At 48.8% G+C, this 24,699-nt stretch carries 26 protein-coding genes and 1 riboswitch; of the genes, 18 read left to right on the top strand and 8 right to left on the bottom strand.

What is annotated here, in order from left to right; translation table 11 throughout:
• Positions 1-6: 6 nt before the first annotated feature.
• Positions 7-5,100 (bottom strand): alpha-helical endospore appendage domain-containing protein, encoded by a 5,094-nt coding sequence (locus M1K58_RS24335; protein WP_256761487.1) that lies wholly within the window; start codon positions 5,098-5,100, stop codon positions 7-9.
• A gap of 252 nt (positions 5,101-5,352) precedes the next feature.
• Between M1K58_RS24335 and M1K58_RS24330 the strand changes: the two genes are divergently transcribed.
• From M1K58_RS24330 to M1K58_RS24320, 3 genes are read left to right on the top strand one after another with little or no spacing between them, the layout of a single operon-like run.
• Entirely contained in the window at positions 5,353-6,465 is a 1,113-nt protein-coding gene (locus M1K58_RS24330; protein WP_256761486.1) for a glycosyltransferase, read from the top strand.
• A gap of 26 nt (positions 6,466-6,491) precedes the next feature.
• Positions 6,492-7,577 carry a glycosyltransferase gene (locus M1K58_RS24325; RefSeq protein ID WP_256761485.1) on the top strand — a complete coding sequence of 362 codons (1,086 nt, stop codon included), beginning with the start codon at positions 6,492-6,494 and terminating at the stop codon, positions 7,575-7,577.
• A 33-nt stretch (positions 7,578-7,610) separates the two neighbouring features.
• On the top strand, positions 7,611-8,888 hold the full coding sequence (locus M1K58_RS24320) for a glycosyltransferase family 2 protein (RefSeq protein WP_256761484.1): 1,278 nt from the start codon (positions 7,611-7,613) through the stop codon (positions 8,886-8,888).
• Positions 8,889-8,949: 61 nt separating this feature from the next.
• On the opposite strand, the gene M1K58_RS24315 is transcribed toward M1K58_RS24320, so the two are convergent.
• Positions 8,950-9,771, bottom strand: a complete 822-nt coding sequence (locus M1K58_RS24315) for a class I SAM-dependent methyltransferase (RefSeq protein WP_256761483.1) — start codon at positions 9,769-9,771, stop codon at positions 8,950-8,952.
• A 306-nt stretch (positions 9,772-10,077) separates the two neighbouring features.
• On the opposite strand from M1K58_RS24315, the gene M1K58_RS24310 reads away from it, so the two are divergent.
• The 5 genes from M1K58_RS24310 (at position 10,078) to M1K58_RS24290 (ending at position 14,122) form a co-directional block, all read left to right on the top strand.
• On the top strand, positions 10,078-10,851 hold the full coding sequence (locus M1K58_RS24310; protein ID WP_256761482.1) for a class I SAM-dependent methyltransferase: 774 nt from the start codon (positions 10,078-10,080) through the stop codon (positions 10,849-10,851).
• A gap of 133 nt (positions 10,852-10,984) precedes the next feature.
• A riboswitch (TPP riboswitch) is annotated at positions 10,985-11,099 on the top strand.
• Positions 11,100-11,213: 114 nt separating this feature from the next.
• On the top strand, positions 11,214-12,251 hold the full coding sequence (locus tag M1K58_RS24305; protein ID WP_256761481.1) for an ABC transporter substrate-binding protein: 1,038 nt from the start codon (positions 11,214-11,216) through the stop codon (positions 12,249-12,251).
• Between the two features lie 29 nt (positions 12,252-12,280).
• A complete protein-coding gene (locus tag M1K58_RS24300) occupies positions 12,281-12,583 on the top strand; it encodes a thiamine-binding protein (RefSeq protein ID WP_256761600.1) in 303 nt (100 codons plus the stop codon).
• Positions 12,573-13,358, top strand: coding sequence for an ABC transporter permease (locus M1K58_RS24295; protein ID WP_256761480.1), 786 nt, complete (start codon positions 12,573-12,575; stop codon positions 13,356-13,358). Before M1K58_RS24300 ends, M1K58_RS24295 begins: the two co-directional genes overlap by 11 nt.
• Positions 13,355-14,122: an ABC transporter ATP-binding protein gene (locus tag M1K58_RS24290; protein WP_256761479.1), complete on the top strand. Its 768-nt coding sequence runs from the start codon at positions 13,355-13,357 to the stop codon at positions 14,120-14,122. Before M1K58_RS24295 ends, M1K58_RS24290 begins: the two co-directional genes overlap by 4 nt.
• Positions 14,123-14,212: 90 nt before the next feature.
• Here the strand turns inward: M1K58_RS24290 and M1K58_RS24285 are convergent, their stop codons facing one another.
• The 4 genes from M1K58_RS24285 to M1K58_RS24270 all read right to left on the bottom strand — a co-directional run bounded on the left by M1K58_RS24285 (position 14,213) and on the right by M1K58_RS24270 (position 15,443).
• Positions 14,213-14,347 carry a sporulation protein YjcZ gene (locus M1K58_RS24285; RefSeq protein WP_256761478.1) on the bottom strand — a complete coding sequence of 45 codons (135 nt, stop codon included), beginning with the start codon at positions 14,345-14,347 and terminating at the stop codon, positions 14,213-14,215.
• A 172-nt stretch (positions 14,348-14,519) separates the two neighbouring features.
• On the bottom strand, positions 14,520-14,738 hold the full coding sequence (locus M1K58_RS24280; protein WP_256761477.1) for a DUF2642 domain-containing protein: 219 nt from the start codon (positions 14,736-14,738) through the stop codon (positions 14,520-14,522).
• Between the two features lie 102 nt (positions 14,739-14,840).
• Positions 14,841-15,050, bottom strand: a complete 210-nt coding sequence (locus tag M1K58_RS24275; protein WP_256761476.1) for a hypothetical protein — start codon at positions 15,048-15,050, stop codon at positions 14,841-14,843.
• Between the two features lie 207 nt (positions 15,051-15,257).
• On the bottom strand, positions 15,258-15,443 hold the full coding sequence (locus M1K58_RS24270) for a hypothetical protein (protein WP_256761475.1): 186 nt from the start codon (positions 15,441-15,443) through the stop codon (positions 15,258-15,260).
• Positions 15,444-15,638: 195 nt separating this feature from the next.
• Between M1K58_RS24270 and M1K58_RS24265 the strand changes: the two genes are divergently transcribed.
• The 5 genes from M1K58_RS24265 (at position 15,639) to coaD (ending at position 18,284) form a co-directional block, all read left to right on the top strand.
• On the top strand, positions 15,639-15,905 hold the full coding sequence (locus M1K58_RS24265) for a YolD-like family protein (RefSeq protein WP_256761474.1): 267 nt from the start codon (positions 15,639-15,641) through the stop codon (positions 15,903-15,905).
• Between the two features lie 94 nt (positions 15,906-15,999).
• Complete coding sequence (locus M1K58_RS24260) at positions 16,000-16,182, top strand: glycine zipper domain-containing protein (protein WP_256761607.1); 183 nt, start codon at positions 16,000-16,002, stop codon at positions 16,180-16,182.
• Between the two features lie 696 nt (positions 16,183-16,878).
• On the top strand, positions 16,879-17,031 hold the full coding sequence (locus M1K58_RS24255) for a hypothetical protein (protein ID WP_256761473.1): 153 nt from the start codon (positions 16,879-16,881) through the stop codon (positions 17,029-17,031).
• A 72-nt stretch (positions 17,032-17,103) separates the two neighbouring features.
• The gene (gene rsmD, locus M1K58_RS24250; RefSeq protein ID WP_256761472.1) at positions 17,104-17,757 is read left to right on the top strand and encodes a 16S rRNA (guanine(966)-N(2))-methyltransferase RsmD; all 654 of its coding nucleotides are present in this window, start codon (positions 17,104-17,106) and stop codon (positions 17,755-17,757) included.
• Complete coding sequence (gene coaD / locus M1K58_RS24245; protein WP_256761471.1) at positions 17,754-18,284, top strand: pantetheine-phosphate adenylyltransferase; 531 nt, start codon at positions 17,754-17,756, stop codon at positions 18,282-18,284. Before rsmD ends, coaD begins: the two co-directional genes overlap by 4 nt.
• 115 nt (positions 18,285-18,399) lie before the next feature.
• Here coaD and M1K58_RS24240 read toward each other — a convergent pair whose 3' ends face one another.
• Together M1K58_RS24240 and M1K58_RS24235 are read right to left on the bottom strand one after the other, a co-directional pair.
• A complete protein-coding gene (locus M1K58_RS24240; protein ID WP_256761470.1) occupies positions 18,400-19,653 on the bottom strand; it encodes a hypothetical protein in 1,254 nt (417 codons plus the stop codon).
• Positions 19,654-19,745: 92 nt separating this feature from the next.
• The gene (locus M1K58_RS24235) at positions 19,746-20,981 is read right to left on the bottom strand and encodes a nucleotidyltransferase (RefSeq protein ID WP_256761469.1); all 1,236 of its coding nucleotides are present in this window, start codon (positions 20,979-20,981) and stop codon (positions 19,746-19,748) included.
• A gap of 157 nt (positions 20,982-21,138) precedes the next feature.
• Here M1K58_RS24235 and M1K58_RS24230 point away from each other — a divergent pair, with 157 nt between their 5' ends.
• The 5 genes from M1K58_RS24230 (at position 21,139) to M1K58_RS24210 (ending at position 24,686) form a co-directional block, all read left to right on the top strand.
• Positions 21,139-21,657 (top strand): YceD family protein, encoded by a 519-nt coding sequence (locus M1K58_RS24230; protein ID WP_256761468.1) that lies wholly within the window; start codon positions 21,139-21,141, stop codon positions 21,655-21,657.
• A gap of 50 nt (positions 21,658-21,707) precedes the next feature.
• Positions 21,708-21,881, top strand: a complete 174-nt coding sequence (gene rpmF / locus M1K58_RS24225) for a 50S ribosomal protein L32 (protein ID WP_115990919.1) — start codon at positions 21,708-21,710, stop codon at positions 21,879-21,881.
• Between the two features lie 197 nt (positions 21,882-22,078).
• Positions 22,079-22,654 carry a transcription factor FapR gene (gene fapR / locus M1K58_RS24220; RefSeq protein ID WP_256761467.1) on the top strand — a complete coding sequence of 192 codons (576 nt, stop codon included), beginning with the start codon at positions 22,079-22,081 and terminating at the stop codon, positions 22,652-22,654.
• A gap of 49 nt (positions 22,655-22,703) precedes the next feature.
• Positions 22,704-23,690, top strand: a complete 987-nt coding sequence (gene plsX, locus M1K58_RS24215) for a phosphate acyltransferase PlsX (protein ID WP_256761466.1) — start codon at positions 22,704-22,706, stop codon at positions 23,688-23,690.
• Positions 23,691-23,699: 9 nt separating this feature from the next.
• Positions 23,700-24,686, top strand: coding sequence for a beta-ketoacyl-ACP synthase III (locus tag M1K58_RS24210; protein WP_306220669.1), 987 nt, complete (start codon positions 23,700-23,702; stop codon positions 24,684-24,686).
• The last annotated feature ends 13 nt before the right edge of the window (positions 24,687-24,699 follow it).

The raw sequence follows: 24,699 nt of genomic DNA, 5'->3' as shown, positions 1-24,699 counted from the left end.
AGTTGATTACGTTATTTCATGAACGGACCATACTGTCGCAGAAGAACCGGGACCTCCCAAGTTAAGGCCGATGGTAAGACCATTAGCTACATAGAAAATTCCGATTACGTCGCCGGCTGTTAATTGTACTTCTCCTGTTAAGGTTACCGTTCCGCTTCCTAATACTGCTCTTAGAGTAAGAACTAAAGCAACGCTAACGTCGAGAATTGGGAATAGGCCGGTTATGAGGTCAGTTACAGTTGGAGCTGTTCTTCTGACAACGAAGGCAGGGTCGATGCCTGCACCGAGAGATAGCGAAATTGATGCCGTTGTCGTATAACCAATTGTAGCTTCAATAGAGTATCTACCTGTTGTCGGAACTGTATAATTACCAGTTAATGCGACGAATCCGGGACCTGGATAGAATGAACCTGTCGTAGACCAGGCATCGAGTTGGGCGGAACCCGTTACGCCCGACGGAACTCTATTAGCCGAGAACCCGTTGAGCATAATGTTCGGACCTGTGGCACCAGTACCCCCAGTAGCTCCAGTAGCACCAGTGGCTCCAGTAGCTCCAGTTCCGCCAGTAGTTCCAGTTCCGCCAGTAGCTCCAGTTCCGCCAGTAGCTCCCGTTTCGCCAGTAGCTCCAGTTCCACCAGTAGCTCCAGTTCCGCCAGTAGCTCCAGTTCCGCCAGTAGCTCCAGTTCCGCCAGTAGCTCCAGTTCCGCCAGTAGCTCCAGCTTCGCCAGTAGCTCCAGTTTCGCCAGTCGCTCCGGTTCCGCCAGTAGCTCCAGTTCCGCCAGTAGCACCAGTGGCTCCAGTAGCTCCAGTGGCTCCAGTTTCACCTGTAGCTCCAGTAATTCCGGTTCCACCAGTAGCACCAGTAGCTCCAGTTCCGCCAGTGGCACCAGTGGTTCCAGTTTCGCCAGTAGCTCCAGTTCCGCCAGTGGCACCAGTGGTTCCAGTTTCGCCAGTAGCTCCAGTTCCGCCTGTGGCACCAGTAGCTCCAGTAGCGCCAGTAGCTCCAGTTTCGCCAGTGGCTCCGGTTTCGCCAGTAGCACCAGTAGCTCCAGTTTCGCCAGTCGCCCCAGTGGCTCCAGTGGCTCCAGTACCGCCAGTAGCACCAGTAGCACCAGTGGCACCAGTACCGCCAGTACCGCCAGTAGCTCCAGTAGCTCCAGCTGCGCCTGTAGCTCCAGTTCCGCCAGTAGCTCCAGTTCCGCCAGTAGCTCCAGTTCCGCCAGTAGCTCCAGTTCCGCCTGTGGCACCAGTTTCGCCAGTAGCTCCGGTTCCGCCAGTAGCACCAGTTCCGCCAGTGGCTCCAGTTTCGCCAGTAGCTCCGGTTCCGCCAGTAGCACCAGTTCCGCCAGTGGCACCAGTGGCACCAGTGGCTCCAGTAGCTCCAATTCCGCCTGTGGCACCAGTGGCTCCAGTTTCGCCAGTAGCTCCAGTTCCGCCTGTGGCACCAGTAGCTCCCGTTTCACCAGTAGCTCCAGTTTCGCCAGTGGCTCCAGTTTCGCCAGTGGCTCCAGTTTCGCCAGTACCGCCAGTACCGCCAGTAGCTCCAGTAGCTCCAGCTGCGCCTGTAGCTCCAGTTCCGCCTGTAGCTCCAGTTCCGCCTGTAGCTCCAGTTCCGCCTGTAGCTCCAGTTCCGCCTGTGGCACCAGTTTCGCCAGTAGCTCCGGTTCCGCCAGTAGCACCAGTTCCGCCAGTGGCTCCAGTTTCGCCAGTAGCTCCGGTTCCGCCAGTAGCACCAGTTCCGCCAGTGGCACCAGTTGCACCAGTGGCTCCCGTTTCGCCAGTAGCTCCAGTTTCGCCAGTAGCTCCAGTTCCGCCTGTGGCACCAGTGGCACCAGTGGCTCCAGTTTCGCCAGTAGCTCCAGTTCCGCCAGTGGCACCAGTAGCTCCCGTTTCGCCAGTAGCTCCAGTTTCGCCAGTGGCTCCAGTTTCGCCAGTAGCTCCAGTTCCGCCAGTAGCTCCAGTTTCGCCAGTCGCTCCGGTTTCGCCAGTAGCACCAGTAGCTCCAGTTCCGCCAGTAGCTCCAGTTCCGCCAGTAGCTCCAGTTCCGCCAGTCGCTCCAGTTCCGCCAGTAGCTCCAGTTCCGCCAGTAGCTCCAGTTCCGCCAGTAGCTCCAGTTTCGCCAGTCGCTCCGGTTCCGCCAGTAGCTCCAGTTCCGCCAGTCGCTCCAGTTCCGCCAGTAGCTCCAGTTCCGCCTGTGGCACCAGTTGCACCAGTGGCTCCCGTTTCACCAGTAGCTCCCGTTTCGCCAGTAGCTCCCGTTTCGCCAGTAGCTCCCGTTTCGCCAGTAGCTCCAGTTCCGCCTGTGGCACCAGTGGCACCAGTGGCACCAGTGGCTCCAGTTTCGCCAGTAGCTCCAGTTCCGCCTGTGGCACCAGTAGCTCCAGTTTCGCCAGTAGCACCAGTAGCTCCAGTTTCGCCAGTAGCACCAGTAGCACTAGTAGCACCTGTGGCTCCAGTAGCACCAGTAGCTCCCGTTTCGCCAGTCGCCCCAGTGGCTCCAGTACCGCCAGTAGCACCAGTTTCACCAGTGGCACCAGTACCGCCAGTAGCACCAGTCGCACCAGTAGCACCAGTCGCCCCAGTGGCACCAGTACCGCCAGTAGCTCCAGCTGCGCCAGTAGCTCCAGTACCGCCTGTGGCACCTGTTTCGCCAGTAGCTCCGGTTCCGCCAGTAGCACCAGTACCGCCAGTGGCTCCCGTTTCGCCAGTAGCTCCAGTTTCGCCAGTAGCTCCAGTACCGCCAGTTGCGCCAGTAGCTCCAGTTCCGCCAGTAGCACCAGTGGCTCCAGTTGCGCCAGTAGCTCCGGTTCCGCCAGTAGCTCCGGTTCCGCCAGTAGTACCAGTTCCACCAGTAGCTCCAGTTCCGCCAGTGGCACCAGTTTCGCCTGTGGCACCAGTTTCGCCAGTCGCTCCAGTTCCACCAGTAGCTCCAGTTTCGCCAGTAGCTCCAGTTTCGCCAGTCGCTCCGGTTCCGCCAGTCGCTCCGGTTCCGCCAGTCGCTCCGGTTCCGCCAGTAGATCCAGTTCCACCAGTAGCTCCGGTTCCACCAGTAGCTCCAGTTGCGCCAGTGGCTCCAGTTTCACCTGTAGCTCCAGTAATTCCGGTTCCACCAGTAGCTCCAGTAGCTCCTGTTCCACCAGTAGCTCCAGTTGCGCCAGTAGCTCCGGTTTCGCCAGTAGCACCAGTAGCACCAGTGGCTCCAGTAGCACCAGTAGCTCCAGTTCCGCCAGTCGCTCCAGTTTCGCCAGTAGCTCCAGTTTCGCCAGTAGCTCCAGTTCCGCCAGTAGATCCAGTTTCGCCAGTAGCTCCAGTCCCACCAGTAGCTCCGGTTCCACCAGTAGCTCCGGTTCCACCAGTAGCTCCAGTTGCGCCAGTGGCTCCAGTTTCACCTGTAGCTCCAGTAATTCCGGTTCCACCAGTAGCTCCAGTAATTCCGGTTCCACCAGTAGCTCCAGTAGCTCCTGTTCCACCATTAGCACCAGTTTCGCCAGTAGCACCAGCAGCTCCGGTTTCGCCAGTAGCTCCATCGTCACCCGTAGCGCCAGTCGGACCTGTTGCTCCGGTTACTCCATCAGCTCCGGCATCGCCCGTAGCGCCAGTCGGACCTGTTGCGCCAGTCGCACCATCAGCTCCAGCATCACCCGTAGCGCCAGTAGGACCTGTTGCTCCGGTTACTCCATCAGCTCCAGCGTCACCCGTAGCGCCAGTAGGACCTGTTGCTCCGGTTACTCCATCAGCTCCAGCGTCACCCGTAGCGCCAGTCGGGCCTGTTGCGCCAGTCGCACCATCAGCTCCATTGTCACCCGTAGCGCCAGTCGGACCTGTTGCACCAGTCGCACCATCTGCTCCTTCGTCACCCGTAGCGCCAGTAGGACCTGTTGCACCCGTTACACCATCAGCTCCAGCGTCACCCGTAGCACCAGTAGGACCTGTTGCACCAGTCGCACCATCAGCTCCATCGTCACCCGTAGCACCAGTAGGACCTGTTGCACCAGTCGCACCATCTGCTCCATCGTCACCCGTAGCACCAGTAGGACCTGTTGCACCAGTCGCACCATCAGCTCCATCAGCTCCATCGTCACCCGTAGCGCCAGTCGGACCTGTTGCACCAGTCGCACCAGTCGCACCAGTCGCACCAGTCGCACCAGTCGCACCAGTCGCACCAGTCGCACCAGTCGCACCAGTCGCACCAGTCGCACCAGTCGCACCAGTCGCACCAGTCGCACCAGTCGCACCAGTCGCACCAGTCGCACCAGTCGCACCAGTCGCACCATCTGCTCCATCGTCACCCGTAGCACCAGTAGGACCTGTTGCACCAGTCGCACCATCAGCTCCATCGTCACCCGTAGCGCCAGTAGGACCTGTTGCACCAGTCGCACCAGTCGCACCATCGTCACCCGTAGCGCCAGTCGGACCTGTTGCACCAGTCGCACCATCAGCTCCATCGTCACCCGTAGCGCCAGTCGAACCCGTCGAACCCGTCGAACCCGTCGAACCCGTCGAACCCGTCGAACCCGTCGAACCCGTCGAACCCGTCGAACCCGTCGAACCCGTCGAACCCGTCGCTCCGGTTGCACCAATTTGAGAGTTTGGAACTTCGATTCTTACGATTGCGGATCCTTGAGTAACCTCGATATCTAGAGTGTCTGATACAAAAATCAGATCATCTCCCACGGCAACCGTTGCTGTGCCAGTCTTACCAATAACATTAAAGAGTATCGTGCCGGGATCTAATGAACCGGTTGGACCGGTAGGACCTGTTGGACCTAATGGACCAGGAGGACCAGTTACTCCTCCTTCGTAAGGGGCTACAGACAGAACGGTTTCTAGCTTGTCTTGCAGAATCCATTCCTTCTTCGTAATCTCCTTAATCGTCTGCCTCACGCTATCGTTCATCGCGAGCACGTCGCTTATCGTCGCTTGAGGAGAGGTAACGCCAGGAAGCGTTCCGAGAACGTACTGGATTTTTTCCCCCTCAGCATTAAGGATATGGCTTAGGCCAAGTTCTTCCATCGCAATGGAGGATAGTAAGAGATTAATAGCGTCATTTCTTGTCACGGAAATTTCAGGTGTGATATTAGGTATGTTTGCTTGAGACAACTCTTATCAACTCCTTTTATCAGACTCGGATAATCTATGTTGACAAGTTTTTTTTGCCCTGGTTGTCTCACCAGCTTCCTTAATATTTCCATGTTTGGTATAGCCCTTTATTGTCGATCGATAGAAAAAGCGCTCAATCATCTCCGCTTTCGTGTTCAGGATAAGGCCAATTCTCCAATTGTCATCCTGTTCCGCACTTCCGAATAAACTGAAGAAATTGTTCTTATATGGAAGTATGGGAAGGGAGAACTCATGAGCGGAAACTCAAAATTATCGCTTTGTATGATCGTGAAGAACGAAGAGCGGTGGATTGCTCGCTGCTTGACTAGCGTCAAGGATGTTGTCGATGAAATGATCGTCGTGGATACCGGATCATCCGACCGCACGCAAGAAATCGCGAAAGCCCTAGGGGCTTCTGTTTATCCATACCCTTGGAGCGGTCATTTCGCCGACGCACGTAACTTTGGAATTGAGAAAGCGACAGGTGAATGGATCTTATGGCTGGATGCGGATGAAGAAGTGGATGTAAAAGACGCTCCTCATCTGAGGGATGTAATGGCTCTGAGCGACCATAGCATTGCCTTGATCGAACTGATCAATTTTCACGGAGCATCTCCTCCTCACGCGAATAATGCTTATCGCCTTGCTCATCACAGGCTGTTCCGCAATGGTATCGGTCTGAGGTTCCAAAATTCGATTCACGAGCAATTGATTGTGGCGGATATCATACCGAATTTATCTGCTTTACCGTCGCTTCCCGTGAAGGTGTACCACTATGGGTATATGGATACAGTCACAAAAGACAAAAAAAAGTTTGAACGCAATCATTCTTTGCTGGTGAAGGCGGCTGAGGCATCCGATCCTGATCCTTGGGTCTACTACCATCTGGCGAGTGAAGCTTATCGGATACAAGAATATAAGCTTTCGTTCGAGCAAGTGAACAAGTCAATCATACATTTCCTGCAAAAGGGGCTCACTCCCCCGTCCATGCTGTATAAACTGAAATATGCTTCGCTGCTCTCGCTCGGAAGCTTCGACGGGGCATGGCCTGCCATTGATAAGGCGATCGCCATGTACCCTGATTATGTTGACCTGCATTTCTACAAAGGCGTTATCCTCATGCAAAAAGATCATCTGGAAGAGGCGCTTGCGTCGTTCCGGTACTGCTTGGAGCTTGGGGAAGGGAATTTGAACCATCTGACACTTAAGGGTCTTGGTTCGTTCCAGCCGTGGTACTACATCGGACTTTGTCAGGAGAAGAAGGGTAACCCTGAAGAAGCTAGAGAGGCTTACGAGGAAGCGCTGAAGTTATCACCCGAGCATCCGGAGGCAAGAGAGGCATATTCGCATCTTCTCTCCGGTTGACCGGAAGGAGGGCTTACTAACCAGATATGGTAACTATCAGTTTATGTATGATCGTCAAGGATGAAGAAGCCACATTGGATCGAGTCTTGTCGTCCGTGCAAGAGATCATGGACGAGATAATCATTGTAGATACTGGATCGATAGACAGGACGAAGGAGATCGCTCGCAAATATACCGATCGTATTTTCGACTTCAAATGGATTGAAGATTTTTCAGCGGCCCGTAATTTCTCATTCTCCAAAGCAACTAAGGAATACATCCTCTGGCTGGACGCGGACGACATTGTTGAGACTGAGGATCGCTCCCGGTTCCATGCGTTAAAGGCGACACTGACTCCTGATATTGAGCGTGTAACGATGCCTTATCTTCTAGCATTCGATACCACTGGTAAACCAACGTCAAGCTTGCGTCGCAACCGACTAGTAAGAAGAGATAGAAATTTCACATGGGTTGGACCAGTACATGAATATTTGGCCGCTTGGGGTAAGTTTTTGGACAGTGACGTCAGCATCACACACCGTAAAGAAAAGGTTTATACGGACCGCAACCTCCGAATTTATACCCAACGCAAGGAAGCCGAGGAACAATTTTCGATACGGGATCTCTATTATTACGCTAACGAATTAAGGGAACACGCCAAGTATGACGATGCTGTCGTTTACTACGACAAGATGCTAAAGACAGGGCAAGGCTGGATTGAGGATAATATCCAAGCTTGCGTGAAGATGTCGGAATGTTACTCGCATATGGGCAACAAAGAGAAGTGTTTTGAATCCTTAGTGAGGGCTCTCGTCTACGAGAAGCCACGTCCTGATGTTTCGTGCGCTATCGCCGGATATTTTTTCAAAGAGGAACAGCATGAGAACGCCGTCTTCTGGTACGACCTTGCCACGAAGGTACCGCCACCGTCAACGATGGGGATGACTAACAAGTCGATGTCCACCTGGTTTCCACATCTTCAAATGTGTTTGTGCTATGACCGAATGGGCAATTACGAGAAAGCTTACGAGCATAACGAGAAAGCCCTGGCATTCAACCCGACCCATCCAAGCATGCTGTACAACCGCGAATACTTCCTCAATGTCCGCAAAATCGGGGACACGACCGCCTGAGTTGAGAAAGGAAAGTTCGAGGAGGCTTCTTTTGTGAACAAAACGAGTATCGTAATACTTGCACATAATCAATTACAACTCACTCATCTATGCCTGGAGAGTATACGTCGGAACACACCTGAGCCGTATGAAATCATCGTCGTCGATAATGGATCGACAGATCCTACCTATCCCTATTTGCAAGCACAAGAGGATGTTAATCTAGTGCGGAATGAGACGAATCTCGGCTTCGCCAAAGGCTGCAATCAAGGGTGGGAAGTCTCTTCAGGCGATACGGTTCTTTTCCTCAACAACGACACAATCGTGACTCCTGAATGGCTGACGCGCATGCTGAGAGTGCTGAACAGCGATGAATACATTGGTATGGTCGGTCCTGTGACCAATTACGCAAGTGGACAGCAGAAAATCCCGGTATCTTATACCCGTCTAGAGGAAGCGGATGCTTTTGCGTCAGAGCATGTAGCGAAGCATGAAGGTCAATCTTTAGAAGTGCGCCGTGTTGTCGGATTTTGCATGCTCGTTAAACGGAAAGTACTGGATGAAGTAGGCGTTTTCGATGAACGCTTCGGACTTGGCAATTATGAAGACGATGATTTGTGTCTGCGCGTCCTAAACAGCGGGTATAAGATCCGGGTCGTCTACGACTCTTTTGTGCATCATTTCGGTCATATGACGATGGGAATCCTCAAAGATTCGAATCTGGGTGAGCTTCTCTCAGTGAATAGAGAGAAAGCCAAACAGAAATGGGGTCGCGATATTCATAGCCTCATCTACAAGGAGCCGGCTTCCTTTGCGATCGTGGTTCCGATAGGGCCCTTGACGTCGGTTCGTTTGCTTGAGAGAACAATCAGTATTGTGGGTTCACTCGCTAACGAGTGGGTAGCGATTGACATGGGAGCTACTGTGGACACTCTTCATGCGATCGCGGAGGTGACTTCGAATGTCGTGGCGGTAGATTCATTGGCGACAAACGGCGACTTGGGAAATCCATGGACTGAGGTGAAGTCGTTGACTTCAGGGACATTCCTGTTCTGGGTAAATCCAGGGGAAGAGATGTCGGCAAACGATCTTCGGAAGCTGGAGGGTTTGAAGCTCTTGCTTGACGAATCTACAGATGCTGTTTCAATGCTGCTTCATCTTGAAAGTGACGAGACCGGTCACCCCATTTCCACGGTAAGGCGGAATAGATTGGTTCGTCGAGGTGCGGATTTTGGCTGGAATGGAGTTGTCCATGAATTCGTTATGGGACCGGGATCTGTTATAAAGGAGTGCAATGTCGCTTTAACGATAGGAAAGTATACGTCCCTTTAAAAAATACCCCGTTCCTTCCGCCATTTGGCCGGAGGAGCGGGGTATTTAGTGATTAGTGTGTTTACTTCGTCCTGATCCAGAAGGAGCCTCCTTGACCAATGCCAGGCGGGATGTTGATCTGGTCCCAGAAAGGACGAATTCGTTCGGTAAGGAGCACGTCAGTTAAGACGAAGAAACTGGGGAAGAAGATCTCGTATCGAGGACTCTCTGCCAATAAAAGTACAGCCAGTAGGTATTGCTCATTGTAATAACGGTTTACCCATTGTTCGGGATAATCGTGCGGAAGGAAGATGTCGTGAAAGTGGACGAGCACACCGGGCTTGAGATAGGGGAGGATTTCGAGAAAAATGACGGTTACGTCGGAATTCATGAAGGCACGGTGACTACTGTCGACGAACAGAATGTCACCAGACTCGAGTTCTTCGAACAGGGATACGTCTACAGACTCTAGTGATGCGCGAACGACACGGTCGCAGATTGCGTCGATCTCCGCTCGCGGACAAGGATCCACGGAAGTGATTGTTGTTTGAAGTGAGTGATTGCGGATCGCATGCCGTGCGAACTTGGTTGAGTTTCCGGAGCCGATCTCAAAAAATCGCTTCGGGTTTGTTTCAGTGAGTATGCAATAAAGAGCAGCGGCATCAAGTGGGGGAAACCAATTGTTAAGCCAATATGGGACTTCGACCTGATCTGAACGACTATAGGTGGGAATCGCAGCCAGTATGGGAACGTGGCGAAGGATAGCTTGTAGATGTTCGTCGTATTGGTCACGGTTTCGGTTAATAAGGTCGTACAATTTACGGTGAGGCGGTAGGTTCGAACCGCCGAACCTTACTCTCGGCTTGATTGGATATTCCAATTGAATAACAAATCTCTCGTTCAAGGCTCTGGTTCCTCCTGTCCATTACAGAAACAATCGACATATCGTATTCGATATGGGGTAGCGGGGTTTGGACGATGGAACAGGCGCCGTTCTTTTTCCAATAATGACGATAACCTGACGTATACGATTTGATGAGACTGTACATCAACTTCTGTCCAAGCGAAGCCCGCGAATGCGACATAGGATGACAGAGGTTGGTTGTAGAGGAAGGTAATGTGGACCGGGGTCTTCAGACAGGATGAAGACCGCGTCTCCATTTAGGCATCCACCACTAGTAGAAGCGGTAAAAATATAACAGAATCGACGGTGACATCATTGACATATTTACCTAAGTCTCAGGAAGACGTTGCGTTTACTGGAGAGAGACTCGTTCTTAATTCGGCGGTTTCTGTTTCTTACCTTGATGTGCTCACTGAGCACGTGTATAGGTATCGATTAGCTCAGCCTTATTGCAATGGCAATATTGTCCTTGATGCTGCCTGCGGCGCGGGATATGGTGCACGTATGATGATAGATAGCGGCGCTGTTAGCGTTACTGGAGTGGACATCGATCCTGCTTCTGTACAATTGGCAGAACGTGATTATGGAGGGAATGGTGTTACCTTTCAAATCGGCAATGTGCTCCATCTACCGTTCAATAATGAGTCGTATGATGTTGTCGTATCGTTCGAAACGATTGAACATGTGCCGGATGGGGCTGTCTTTCTGCGTGAAGTAGCACGAGTGTTGCGTCCGGGTGGGCGGCTGATCGTTTCGACTCCAAATCGGGATGTAACAAATCCTGACCGACTATTCGGTCAGCAAATGCGCAATCAATATCATTGCTTTGAATATAGCTTAAGCGAGTTTGTTGGTGAACTCTCTGTGCTTTATGATATTGAAAGCATATACGGTCAAACCTTTGTCGGTGCTCATGGGAATGTAGCACCGGAATGGAACGATATTGCTGCTGCTGTAGGAGGTAATACGACGATTGAGGGTTATAATCCTGATATTCTCCGTTACTTTGGACCAGCTTCATTGAGCTGTATGAAAAATGCACGGCCTGCCTATGTCATTGCTGTATGCCGTAAGAAGTAAACATGAGCTAGCTTAAAAATGATTTTCAATAAAAATGAAATCAATAGAATTGCAGGGTTCTAAGGAATAAGAGATAGACATCTTGGAAGGGTTTGTTATAATAGGGCAAGTAAGAAGTTGGTTTCATGAATTGAATAAGCCCCGGGGGAGCTGGAGCAAGGCCAGCTGAGAGTGCATCCCATTGAAGATGCAGACCCTTATAACCTGATCTGGTTAGTACCAGCGTAGGAAGGTGGGAGCACGACGGTTATCTGTCGTGTCATACGTCCATATATTTAGGGCGCCCTCCAGAATCGGGGGGCGTCTTTTTGATTGTATGAAGCTTTCTTCTTCGCAAATGAAACATAGAGAGGGAGAGAAGCATGGTAGTAAAGAGTAAGAGTTGGGGAAAGTTAGGATTAACAATGCTAGCAGGTATGTTGTTGCTAGCAGGATGTGGAGGGAAGGAGGGTACGAATGCTGCCAACAGTCCTTCCTCCACTGCGAGCTCGTCTAATGAACCGTTGGAGAAAGTAACGTTAGTGCTCGATTGGACACCGAATACGAACCATACGGGGTTGTATGTAGCCGAGGCTCAAGGGTTGTGGGAAAAGCACGGACTGGACGTGGACATTATTCTACCACCTGAAGCGGGAGCAAGTGCATTGGTTGCAAATGGCACGGCTGATTTCGGTATTGGTGCACAAGAAAGTATGATTTTAGCTCGGGAGCAAGGATTACCTCTTGTCTCTATCGCTCCAATCATTCAGCATAATACTTCGGGCTTTGCTTCCCCAGTAGATAAGAACATCAAAGAGCCTAAGGATTTCGAAGGTAAATCTTACGGGGGCTGGGGTTCACCGGCAGAGCAAGCGGTCATTGCATCTATCATGAAAGTACAGAATGCAGACATTAGCAAAGTTAATTTAGTGAGTGCGGGTACAGCTGACTTCTTCACAGCAGTGAAGAAGGGGATCGATTTCGAATGGATATTTTATGGATGGACAGGAATCGAGGCGGAACTCCGCAATGAGCCTGTTAACATGGTGTATTTGACCGACTATAGTAAACAATTAGATTATTACACGCCTTTGTTACTAACGAACGAGAAGCTGATCAAAGAGAAGCCAGAGCTAGTTCGCTCGTTCTTGGCAGGTGCTTCAGAAGGTTATAACTATGCAATTGAGCATCCTGATGAAGCCGCAGACGTATTAATTAAGGCGGTCCCAGAAATCAATGCGGATCTAGTGAAGGCAAGCCAGAAATGGTTAAGCCCGAAATATAAAGATGATGCGACGCGCTGGGGTGAGCAGAAGCTGGAAGTATGGTCGGGCTACGGGGATTGGTTAACTCAGAATGGGTTGATGAAAGAAGGCTTAAAGTACGACGAAATGTTCACGACTGAATTTCTTCCTGAATAAATGATACCTATTATAAGGAGATGTTAATGATGGCTCAAGCCTTGCTAAGTATTCAAATTATTCCGAGAGTAAATCCAGGTGAAGAAGTCATTCCTTACGTAGATCGGGCAATTGAGATCATTAAAGCGTCAGGTGTGTTGTATCGTGTAGGACCATTGGAGACGACGATGGAAGGCGATTTAGATCAATTGCTTGATATTGTCAAACAGATGAACACGGCTATGTTCGAGAAAGGCAGTCCCTCTGTCATGTCGCAAATCAAACTGGTCGTTGATGGACAAGAAGGAGCTTCGATGGCTCGGCTGTTGCAGAAATATCCAGATGGGCAATAAGAAGCTTAGAGGATTTCTGCTGCCTTTCATAACGCTACTTGTCTTTGTTGGGATCTGGCAAGCGGTTTGTGAGCTGTTCAACATTAAGACGTACACTTTGCCTTCTCCATGGGATATCGCTATATCAATGGTGGAGGACTCCGCTATGCTTGGGACGCATATGCTAGCGACTTTTTATTTGGCGCTCATCGGCCTTGCATTAGGCTTGATCATTGGGATTATTGTTGCCATTTTGATTCATGTTGTCCCTTATTTGAGAGAAGCGTTCGCTCCGTTACTTGTGCTATCTCAGAATGTGCCCTTGATCGCACTCGGGCCTTTGCTGATGATCTGGTTCGGTTTCGGATGGACGCCAAAGCTGATCTTACTTGTACTCGTTTGTTTCTTTCCAATTGCACTATCTATTCTTATGGGACTTGGGCAAGCCGAGCCTCAGCTGCGTGAATATTTAGGGATGATCGGTGCATCTCGTTGGGAGAGACTTAAGCGTCTAGAATTTCCGGCGTCATTGACTTATCTATTCTCGGGATTAAGGATTGCGGCCACCTATGTCGTATCATCAGCAATTGTTGCGGAGTGGCTAGGAGCAAACAAAGGAATCGGGTTTTATTTGAAGCTTAAGTTCAACGGGTTCGATCAACCAGGCGTATTCGGATCTATCGTCTGTGTCGTTACGCTAAGCTTTCTGTTCTACTATGCGGTAGTTATAGCGGAACGTCTGATCATTCGTTGGAGACCCCGCTCTGAGGGGGATTGGAAGGGGGCTTCTTCATGAGGTCCGTTGGAAGCAAGCTGGAGTTAATTGGGATAAATAAAGCGTATAGGCGCGGTAAAGAGCAGGTTCCTGTCTTAAACAACATTCATTTACAAGTGCATGCTGGGGAATTTGTTACTCTGATTGGGCCTTCAGGTAGTGGGAAGTCGACCTTGTTCCGCCTAATCGGAGGAGTGGAACGTCCGGATCAAGGACGAATTCTGGTTGACGGGAACGATGTAACCGGACAACGTGGGCTCATTAGCTATATGCCACAGCAGGCGGCTTTGTTTCCGTGGCTATCTGTGGAGGACAATATCTCTTCAGCTTTGGTAACCACGGGTACCACAAAGGTAGAAGCAAAGCAGCAGGCTGCAAATTGGTTGGAACGGATACACCTCGGGGGAGTGGCGAAGGAATATCCACATGTGCTTTCCGGTGGCATGCAGATGAGGGTTAGCTTCTTGCGCGCGTTACTTATGCGGCGGAACGTCATGTGTCTGGATGAGCCTTTCGCAGCTTTGGATGCCCTGACTAGAGCAGACATGCAACGATGGCTGCTTGATTTGTGGGAGGCGGATAGACGCTCGGTATTGTTCGTCACGCATAGTATTGAGGAAGCACTGATGCTTTCGGATCGCATTTATGTGTTATCTTCTGCACCAGCAACGATTTTGAGAGAAATCGTAGTTCCTTTCGAGCGTCCGCGTCGGGCAGATGTTTGGAAGGATCCAGCATTCGTTCAGTTAAGATTGGAAGTGTTAGGTCTTCTGGGCTCCAAGTAGTGGTAATGGTATAGATCTACAATACAAACAACCCTCGCTCGGTCATGTGCCGGGCGGGGTTGTTTGTACTTTGAACTCATTCGTCATTACTTAGTAAATCCCAGTACCAGCCCGTAAGATAATAACTAAAAGGATGAAAAGAACAAGTGCGAATGCAGCTGCACCCATTCCGCCGCCATAACCAGCACAAGAGCCAGCGCCTACACCACCAACTTCATATCCCATACCATTCACCACCGATTGTGTAATTTGATTGCTTATCACCCAGTTAGTCTATGTGTTGAAATATATTCGGACTGTGCATTCGCACAGATAGATTAATTATTCGTTCAAGGAATTCATTCAAAGCAACAGGTTTTACATAAAAAGGAACTGCATTGAGCAGCTCCTTTGGTGATTATAGCGGCATTGTCCAAACAATTTCTGCGATTCGAACGCAAACCTGATGTTTGTGTGTTTGAAGCAGAACATGATCCGGCTTAACATCAATAATGGTACCTTCAAGTCTTCCTCGTGTGGTTTCAAAACAAACATAACAACCGATTAGGCGTCTGAGTGCTTCGACAACATAGGGGTCAACTAATGAAATCGTTTGTATAGGATTAGCTTGGTTCAACTCTTCAACTCCCTTAGATAGGTTCGAACCCATCATATGCGAATGCCCATAGTACGGAGTGGGCTAAATTCACAAGAGTTGTTCAGACCTATGAGGTAGTGACTAGTCTCCGCCTCCGCCACCAGCATCCCCGCCACCTCCGCCTCCGTCTGAGCTGCTATCCGAACTAGGGCTGTCGTAATGATCGCTCCCGTGATCACCGACATATCCACCATCACTGGAGCTGCTATTAGAGGTTTGACCTCGTTGATTGGATGAGTTAAATATTCCAAATACAACCACAACAGCTACGATCACGATCGCCCAAACCATATCATCAGCTCCTTTTCGCTCATTTTACAATAAGTATTGAGGGGATGGATAGTCATGGGATAAAAATGAAACAACCCCGCATCTCTGCGGGGTCAAGTAAAGCAATCTATATTAATTAAAGGGTTGAGATCATCATATAACCGTAACCTTAATGACTAGTGAGATAAAGCTTAAAGATCCATTAATTTTCATGCGAACATCGCTATTTTATTCCTCAGGTGTACGGTCGAGGTATAGATGCGTCACTTCAGTAAAATCACCAGTTGCAACCTCTTCCTCAGTCGCATCCGCTTCAAGCGAATTATGGGTATCCATGCTGGGAGCATATTCAGGCTCGTCACTTCGATCATGTGGTTTAATCGATGGGTCTAGAAATTGGTTGTGTTTAGTCATTGGTAATTCTCCTTTGAGTGGATTTCATTACCAATTCATCATTTGCGTAGGCTTTGTTTTTTATTCAGGGAGGTCAAGTGAGGGATGGAACTTTTGAAATCATCGTGTTTGATGTTATGATTTAGGATCGTTATGCTTGTCACGGTCTGAGATCATCAACTTAGAATTACAAACAACATAGGAGTGAGCTGGATTATGCCACCGGTAGAAAAACCGAAGAAGAAGTCAAAAGATAAGAGACCCACACGAGATGAAGCAATCCTTGAGGAAATCGGCGAAAGATTAGTTGAAGCGATGCAGGAAGAGTCTGAAGTCGTTCTAACCGTCTGGGGATTGGATGAGGTCGTGCAAGGACTTATTACTAAGCTGGACTCTAGGACTAGACTTGTCCATGTGCAGAAGCAGGATGAGATAACAAAAGTACCGTTCATGGATATTATGAAGGTTGAGAACCCCGAGTGATTTGGGGTTTATTTTTTTACCTTCAGGTGAGATTGTATTGGAACCTATAATTAATAATTACGTATGAGAGGATAAGTAAACTGGGGGTATCAGAGTGGACGATAACAAAAAGAAAAAGAAAAAGAAAAGAAAGTTTAATGGGATGTTTGCAGGTATAGCTTTTGGGGTTGCAATTGGCTTGTACTTTGATGGTTTAGTTTTAGGTATAGCCATTGGCATAGTTATTGGAGTGGCCTTGGATCAAACTATTTTCAGACAAATGCCGCCAGGTAAGTAAGGCTCATAGTCTTGTAGGGATAAAGGTTGAGAACCCCGAGTAGTTCGGGGTTTTTTTATATTTGGCAGGTGTCTCAAGCTTTTGATAAAAAAATGTAAGACAGTTTATCCGTTATTTAAGGAACTATTAAGTTACTTATCAGCGATTATGTACTGGGTAACAAGGATGGTTGCAACAAATAAAAAAGTCAATTCCCTTTATTTAGGATGTAAATTCGGCGTGGCTACGGCGCACTGATCTCAAACGAGATGAACTTCGACCTTCATCCTATTAAGGAGCTGGAGCATCTCGGTTATTACCAGAAGTTCAGGCCAGTGTAGTTTTGTTTATGGGTAAAATGTGTTAATGGAGATTATATCGATGTTTAAACAAATTAACAGTTGGCATGTTCGTAAGTTGTCGCCATTCGCCGGTCAATCACCGAGGAACCGAAAGGAACGGAGGGAACGCCATGGAAAGGCAAGATGACGGGATTGCGTTTCGGGGGCTGATCTTTGGATTGATATTCTCTTTTTCATTCTATTTCTTATTATTCTTGATTTGGTGGATCATGTGAGTCTATATGCTCATACTGTCATGACATAATGATCATTGACATAATTCGTCTCTACATAATATGTAGCTACTTTTAAGTTGAAAAGGAATGAATATGTATGAAAACAAAAAGTCGACCCCCGTCTCGCGACGAGGGCCTTCATGGGAGAGGAGAAACCGGACGAAGAACTTATGGGGAAACGTAAGTCTTCTCCGCGGTTGTCCCCGACACCTCTCGGCGCCGGTACTATCATTGTGACCTCTGAAGAGGAAAATATACGTCCAGGTGGAAAAAAGTTAACGGTTGCTGGCTAGGTGATGTACAGAGGATATGCAAAGCTTTTGTAACTAAGAATATTGTGGTAACATAACAACATTCAAGCACTGATGCTGTATTATCACATTGTACGAAATGATGGGGTTGAGGAATTGCGAGTCATATCAGGACAAGCCAAGGGACATCCTCTTAAGGCGGTTCCAGGAAATAACACTCGTCCGACTACGGACAAAGTAAAGGAATCTCTATTTAGCATCATCGGACCTTATTTCGATGAAGAGAGGGTTCTTGATTTATTCGCGGGCACCGGAGGATTGGGAATTGAGGCCCTCAGTAGAGGGGCGGCAAGCGCGGTTTTTATTGATTCCAGTTCGCAGAGTATAGAAGTCATTAAACAGAATCTGTCTGCGACACGATTAGCCGAACGAGCTGAGGTGTTTCGGAATGACGCTCGCAGAGCGTTAAACCAGCTTGCACGTGTGGGTAAGCCTTTTGATCTTATTTTTGTGGATCCACCTTATGTGATGAAGGATTGCGATACATTGCTATTGGACTTGGCTGAAAAAGGCTTAGTGGCTGAAAATGCTGTAGTCGTTGTTGAGCATCATCCGGATGTGGTTTATGAGAATATCATCGGTCATTATGAACGTTATCGTTACGCGAAATACGGAGAAATTGCTTTGTCCGTATACCGTTATCAACAAACAGACGAGGCGGAGCCCACTCCATCCTCGGACCAAGAGGAGGAGGCTATTGAAGAATGAGCCCTCATCAAACAGGAATAGAGCACGAAATTCGTGTAGCGGTGTATCCCGGGAGCTTTGATCCCGTTACATTAGGTCACCTAGATATCATTCGACGTGCTGCCAAACAGTTCGACCGCGTGATCGTAGCGATATTGAACAATACGGTAAAAAGTCCGTTGTTTAGCGTACAAGAGAGAAGAGAATTATTAGCACAGGTGACGAGTGACCTACCTAATGTAGAAATCGATAGCTTCCGTGATTTACTTGTTCGTTACATGCGCTCTAGACAAGCACAAGTTATCGTCCGTGGGATACGCTCCGTAACGGACTTTGAATACGAACTGCAGATGGCTTCCACGAATCGGCAGCTAGATGAAGGCATTGAAACCGTATTTATGATGACAAATCCTAAATATTCGTATTTAAGCTCCAGCATCGTTAAAGAGATTGCTAAGTTTAACGGTCCTGTTCATGACTTGGTTCCACCGGCAGTCGAAGTTGCGTTACTAGGAAAATACGTGGCACCAGATGAGGCGCATAAATAAAACAATATTTTGTTCAATAGGTATCCATGGATTTAAAACTAACAAAGCTACCGCTTAAAAAGGGGTGGCTTTGTTAGTTTTAAAGTACAAAGGAATCCATGTCCATCATTATAGATTATTTAGCAGATGGAGGATTAGAATCATCCCGTTTCACTGGAATATTCGGACGGATGAGAGCGGCAAATAAGGCGAGGAGCAGGAATATTCCGAAGCTTGCTAGTGCGATGATCATATTCTCAGAAAGGTGTCCCCAGCCGTTAGGCAATGGACCGTCCGCTGCCCAAGCTTCTCTGACAAGCCATTGATTGGGCCAGAAGGACGATAAGAAGTCCTTTGCTGGACTTGTCAGAGCAGCCAATGACAGGGGGTAGGTAATAAGCAGTGCAAGTGCACTATGCATGAGACGGCTTGCAATGACCTTCTTCCATGGGAAGGCTGATTCCGATCCAAAGGCTGCACGAGCCTGTAATAAACCACTCCAACCACTCCAAGCTAATGCGGCGGCGAGAAGAGCGGCGGCTTGTGCAGGAGCAGATAAGAAAAGGGCGGAGCGACTGCTTTCATATGCTCCCAAGTGTAATTCGTACAAGCCGGGGATGGCAATCCAGACATCATTGCCTGGGAAGGACAGTTGAATTAATCGCACAACAACTGCGCTCATCATCATGAGACCACCAAGAGTCATTAATGTTCCAACGGAATTTGTAACGGAATCAGCAAGCTGCTTACCAAATGGCCGTCCGTCTTCATTGCGTGCGTCTACTGCAGCCCGTAATGCTCGTTTGATTAAAGCGCGGTGTTCGTTTAAAGGGATAAGGGGAACCTTAGGTTTAGGAGATTTCGTTATTCGCACCCATAGGATGCCAGATAGGATTGCGGATAGCCATAATCCTAATGCCATGGCCCAACCAAGCTCAGGAGATTGTAGAAAGCCATATCCGATGACGAGAATGACTAAGAACGGATTAGGTAAATGGGATACGAGTAGAATGGTGTCAACATCCTCATCTTGAATCATACCATTTTGTCTCAGTCTTGCCGTTTCCTTAGCTCCAGCAGGGATGCCTGCTGACCAACCGAAGGCGATAGCCCAACCAGATGCCCCCGGCAAACGGAAGAGACCTCGTGTTAGGGGTTCAGCTAAAGTGGAAATTCCGTGTAGAAGTCCGGAGACGGCTAACAGCTCCGCCAGCATGAGGGGAGGGAGTAGACCAGGGAATACATTTTGCCACCAAATTTGCAAACCCGCTAAGGAAGCACGAAAGGCTTCTCCGGGTGAGTGTACAACTCCCACAACAACAATTAACGCTGCGGACCCCAGAATGAGGGATAGGAACAATGAACCTCTTCCCGTTAGCACTTTACCCAATTGGTATCGCCTCCTGCGCACAAATACATTACAATGTACGCAGTAAGTACAAGGGATAGACCTTCTTGTCCTAGTTTCATCCCTCACGAAGCCTAGAGGCGAATGGGAGGCATTTTATAATCTCGCATAGCGGTGGAGGCATCCGGATTCTGGAAGGCTAACGAATAAACAGCGGATGCACGTGCATCCAAAGCCAGATAAGGTGAACTCTCTTTGGCAGCGGACGTTACGATGGGTAGCTTGGCTTTGCGACGCATTTCATGAAGTAATCGTTGTCCTCGTTCATTAAATCCGAGCACTCGAATATACTCAATTCCGTCAGCGAGCCGCTGTGAGCTCAACAGCTCCTTATGATGACCTAGTAATATGCGTAATAACATGCGCTGTAGCTTCGTGCGGGTGTATCTTTTTGTTTTCAAAGTCTCAAGTAAAGCAGCAACGCTCAAGTCAGGCAATCCAACCAACACCTTTTTGATCCGATACTCAAGTCCCTCGGTCACCTCCGCATAGCCTTCGAGCTGCGATGCCTCTAGACGAAATAGCTCTTGAAATAAAGGTCTGGCAAAATGCTCCCAATGGATGGGCGCACGTCCAACGCTTATTTCACGCCGCAGGATTTCGAGTGTCGAATTCGGAACAAAGGCTGCGAGTTGTTCAAGTGAGCCGGATTCACCGAGTAGGAGCTTACGCAATGCAGTTGCACTGGCAATTTGGACATCCGTTATATCGGATTGATTATAATCGGATTTTTCTCTCCGGAGGGTGAAAGGCTTTATTTGGCTGTTTATTTTACGCAGTGCCATCAAGTAATGTAAGCCTAGTGTGTGATTAGGTTGTGTGAGCGAGAAGGCCAGGTCATCCAGCCCCTTATCATGCAAATAATCTTTTGCGGCGGCAGTGAATGCTGAGGGGTAGGGTAGACCTGCTTTAAGTTGCCTGGATAGCCCGGTTACAAATTCAGTTGGTTCATCACTGAGCAAAGAAGCCATCAGTTGTAGCGATTCTAAATTTCCACTTTCACTGCCAAAACAGATGGAGTCCACGACTCCAGTAGCCTCCAATAGGGCCACAGAACCGTATGCGAACCATTGGGCAGGTTGAGAGCTATAGGCGACTGGAAGCTCAAGGACGAGATCGCAACCCGCATGGAGCGCCATCTCAGTCCGAGCCCACTTGTCCACTAATGCCGGTTCCCCGCGCTGGAGAAAATGACCGCTCATCACGGCAACGACATTTTCTGAACCCGTTATTTTCTTGGATTGCTGTAAATGATAGAGATGTCCGTTGTGTAATGGGTTATACTCTACTATGACACCGACTGTTGACATGCCTACCTCCTTAACCCAGCGAAGCCTTATATTTGTTTGCCACAATATAACATGTCGAGTGTGCACAAGAGAAGATTTGCTCGAAAACTCTTCGTTATCATTGACAAGGTAGCCCTAAACTCGATATAATAAATTTTGTTTGTTTGGAGTGATATCATTGTTGCTAAAAGTACAAGAGCTTGTAGCTGCGGGACAACCGTTAGATCTGCAAGGAACTCTCGACATGTCAGACTTGTTTCAGAATAACTCTGAATACAGTCCTCTCTCACCGATGAAATTCGATGTAACCGCGCAAGCCGTGGGCGATCGGATTTTAGTATCGGGTCAACTCTCCTGTGACATTCGCCTGCAGTGCTCGCGCTGCTTGGAGAAATTCGATGAAACGATTAGTGTTCCCTTTGAGGAACAATTTCGGATTATCGAAGACAGTGAAACTGAAGTGAGTGAAAATGACGACGCCGTGCCAGTATCGGAAGAGCGGATTGATCTTTCTCCTTATTTGTTGGAGGGATTAGTCGTCCAGCTACCGTATGCACCCCTATGCAGTGAAGATTGCAAAGGTTTGTGCCTGGATTGCGGGAAGAACCTGAATGAACAATCGTGCGGTTGCAATACGGAGAAGATTGATCCCCGTATGGCTGCGCTTCAGGATTGGTTTAAATCTCAGAAAGAATAATTCTGGCTTCAAGCTAAGAGTTATTTGGACCTGATAAGGAGGTGGCAGCAATGGCAGTCCCTTTTGCAAAAACATCGAAAGCCCGTAAACACAAACGCCGGACGCACTTTAAATTAGTAGTTCCTGGTATGGTGAAATGCGAGCAATGTGGAGAATTGAAAATTTCTCACCGCGTATGTAAAGTTTGCGGTACTTACAAGTCACGCGAAATCATCAAGCAATAAAGCTTAGACGCGTCTGGATTCACGATGGGGGAAGCGCAATCGACTGCATCGCAGTCGGTTACCGCGCTGCTTGCGGTCGTTGCATACGGACGCGTTTTTCTTTAATAACTTTTTGGCACCAGGTATTAAAGGCTATCTATAAACTTAAACTTTCTATATATTTCTTGAACATCTTTTCAAAGAAAGCGGTGGTGAGTATGGAACGGCTTCCGAAACGTCAGCGTCATCAACAGCTAAGCAAGCTATTGGACGAGAATCCGTTTCTCACTGACCGGGAACTGACACGTCAATTGAAGGTCAGCATCCAGACTATTCGTTTGGATCGGCTGGAACTCGCTATACCGGAGCTTAGAGAAAGACTGAAGCTAATGGCAGAACGGTCTTATGATTCCGTTCGTTCTTTGCCTTTACACGAAGTGATTGGCGACATTCTTGATTTGCAACTGGACAAGAGCGGTATATCGTTGTTTGAAATTAGCGATGAGCATGTATTTTCTCGGACAGGTATTGCTCGGGGGCACCATGTGTTCGCGCAAGCAAATTCACTTGCAGTCGCGGTCATCAACGATGAGATTGCCTTGACGGCATCTGCAGATATTCGGTTTATTCGTCCCGCTCGCCTCGGTGAAAAATGTATTGCGAAAGCATACGTTAGAGCTAGTGGTGAACAAAAAGGGAAAGCGAAAATCGAAGTGTTTACATATGTTGGCGAAGAAATGGTGTTTCAAGGGAACTTTATTATTTATAGATCCGCTGGCGAATCGAAAACATAAAGTGATCAAAAAATGACTTTTTGAACAACCTCATAAAGGAGTGTAGCTCATGCGGATTGCTATTGATGCAATGGGCGGAGACCATGCGCCGCATGCTCAAGTCGAAAGCGCATTGTCTGCAGCTGCCGAATGGCCGGATACGCATTTAATATTGGTTGGCGATCCAGAAGTGCTTCAACCGTTGCTTGGCCATGGGGCTCCTAATAATATTTCTATTGAACCTGCGTTGGAAATTATCGGGAACGATGATGAACCAGTTAAAGCCGTTCGACGTAAAACGAATTCTTCGATGGTTGTGGCAGGTCGGTTAGTTAAAGAGGGTAAGGCGGATGCCATGATATCTGCAGGTAACACGGGCGCATTGATGGCGACTGGTTTACTTGTTGTTGGAAGGCTGAAGGGGATTGAGCGTCCAGGCTTAGCGGCGATATTTCCTACAATGGATAATATAGGTGTGCTTGCTCTGGATATGGGTGCGAATATGGATGCAAAGCCAGAGCAACTCGTTCAGTATGCGCTTATGGGAAGCTTATATCGGAACAAAGTACATGGCATCCGTGAACCTAGAGTGGGACTCCTTAATATTGGCTCGGAAGCTGCCAAAGGCAATGAGCTTACGAAAGCTGCGTATGAATTGCTCGTGCAAGCTCCGATTAACTTCATAGGCAACGTAGAGCGCGATGTGTTGGAACGTCCGTGCGACGTGCTTGTATGTGATGGGTTCTCCGGCAATATTCTGCTTAAAGGAATGGAAGGTGCAGCAGCGGCTATCTTTAAGCTGCTGAAACAGGAGCTGACCTCGACCTTTACATCCAAGCTTGCTGCGGGTGTTCTGAAGCCGAACTTTAGACGTGTACGTGATAAAATGGATTATAGTGAACATAATGGAGCGCCACTGCTTGGGGTTAATGGATTAGTCGTTAAAGGGCATGGTTCTTCGGACGCCAAGGCGATGAAGACAGCGATCCGGCAAACTCGTACAGCCATTGGCAACAAGCTGATCGCGGCTCTGGCTGAAGAATTCAGCGGAAAGTGAGAGAGGCTCATGAATGAAATTCCCGTCGGTATTCTCGGAACGGGTAAATATGTTCCGGAACGCCGCTTAACGAATCAAGATCTAGAACAGATGGTGGAAACAAACGATGAGTGGATCGTCACTCGTACGGGAATTCGGGAGCGGAGAATCGCAGCACCCGAGCAGGCAACATCTGATCTTGCCTACGAGGCTTCCGTTCTAGCCTTAGAAGCTGCAGGCATAACTGCAGATGAGCTAGACTTGATCATCGTAGCAACGATAACGCCTGATATGTTTTTCCCTTCGACAGCTTGCTTGCTACAAGAGAAGCTAGGTGCAAAGAAAGCAGCTGCGTTTGATTTGTCTGCTGCGTGCTCCGGATTTATTTATGGCTTAGCGAATGCAACTGGATTTATCAAGATGGGGATGTATCGTCATGTCCTCGTTGTTGGAGCGGAATGTCTATCTCGCATAACAGATTACACAGACCGTAACACTTCGATCCTATTCGGTGATGGAGCGGGTGCTGTCGTTCTTGGACAAGTTCCGGAAGGACGCGGCTTCAAATCGTTTAAACTGGGAGCTGACGGTGCGGGCGGAGATTTGCTGCGAATTTGTGGCGGCGGTTCTCGTCACCCGTCTTCAGAGCAGTCCATCACGGATCGTCGTCATTTCATTGAAATGAATGGACGTGATGTGTTTAAATTCGCAGTCCGGATTATGGGCAGTGCAGCGGAGGAAGCATTATCAATGGCTGGCTATGAGAAAGCGGACATTGATTTACTCATTCCTCATCAAGCGAACATTCGTATTATTCAATCCGCTTTAGAGAGATTGAATTTATCTGAAGATAAAGCAATGATTAACCTGGATCGATACGGTAACGTATCTGCGGGTTCCATACCTATCGCTCTAGCAGAAGCTGTTGAGCAAGGTCGAGTGAATGAAGGCGACTGTCTCGTGCTTGTTGGATTTGGCGGAGGTTTAACTTGGGGTGCGTCCGTCTTAATTTGGTAGTAGGAAGGATTGA

This window comes from Cohnella sp. WQ 127256 (assembly GCF_024519285.1).
GTDB lineage: Bacteria > Bacillota > Bacilli > Paenibacillales > Paenibacillaceae > Cohnella.
The sequence above is the reverse complement of the archived record's forward strand: the minus strand, read 5'-3'. Positions and strand labels throughout refer to the sequence as shown.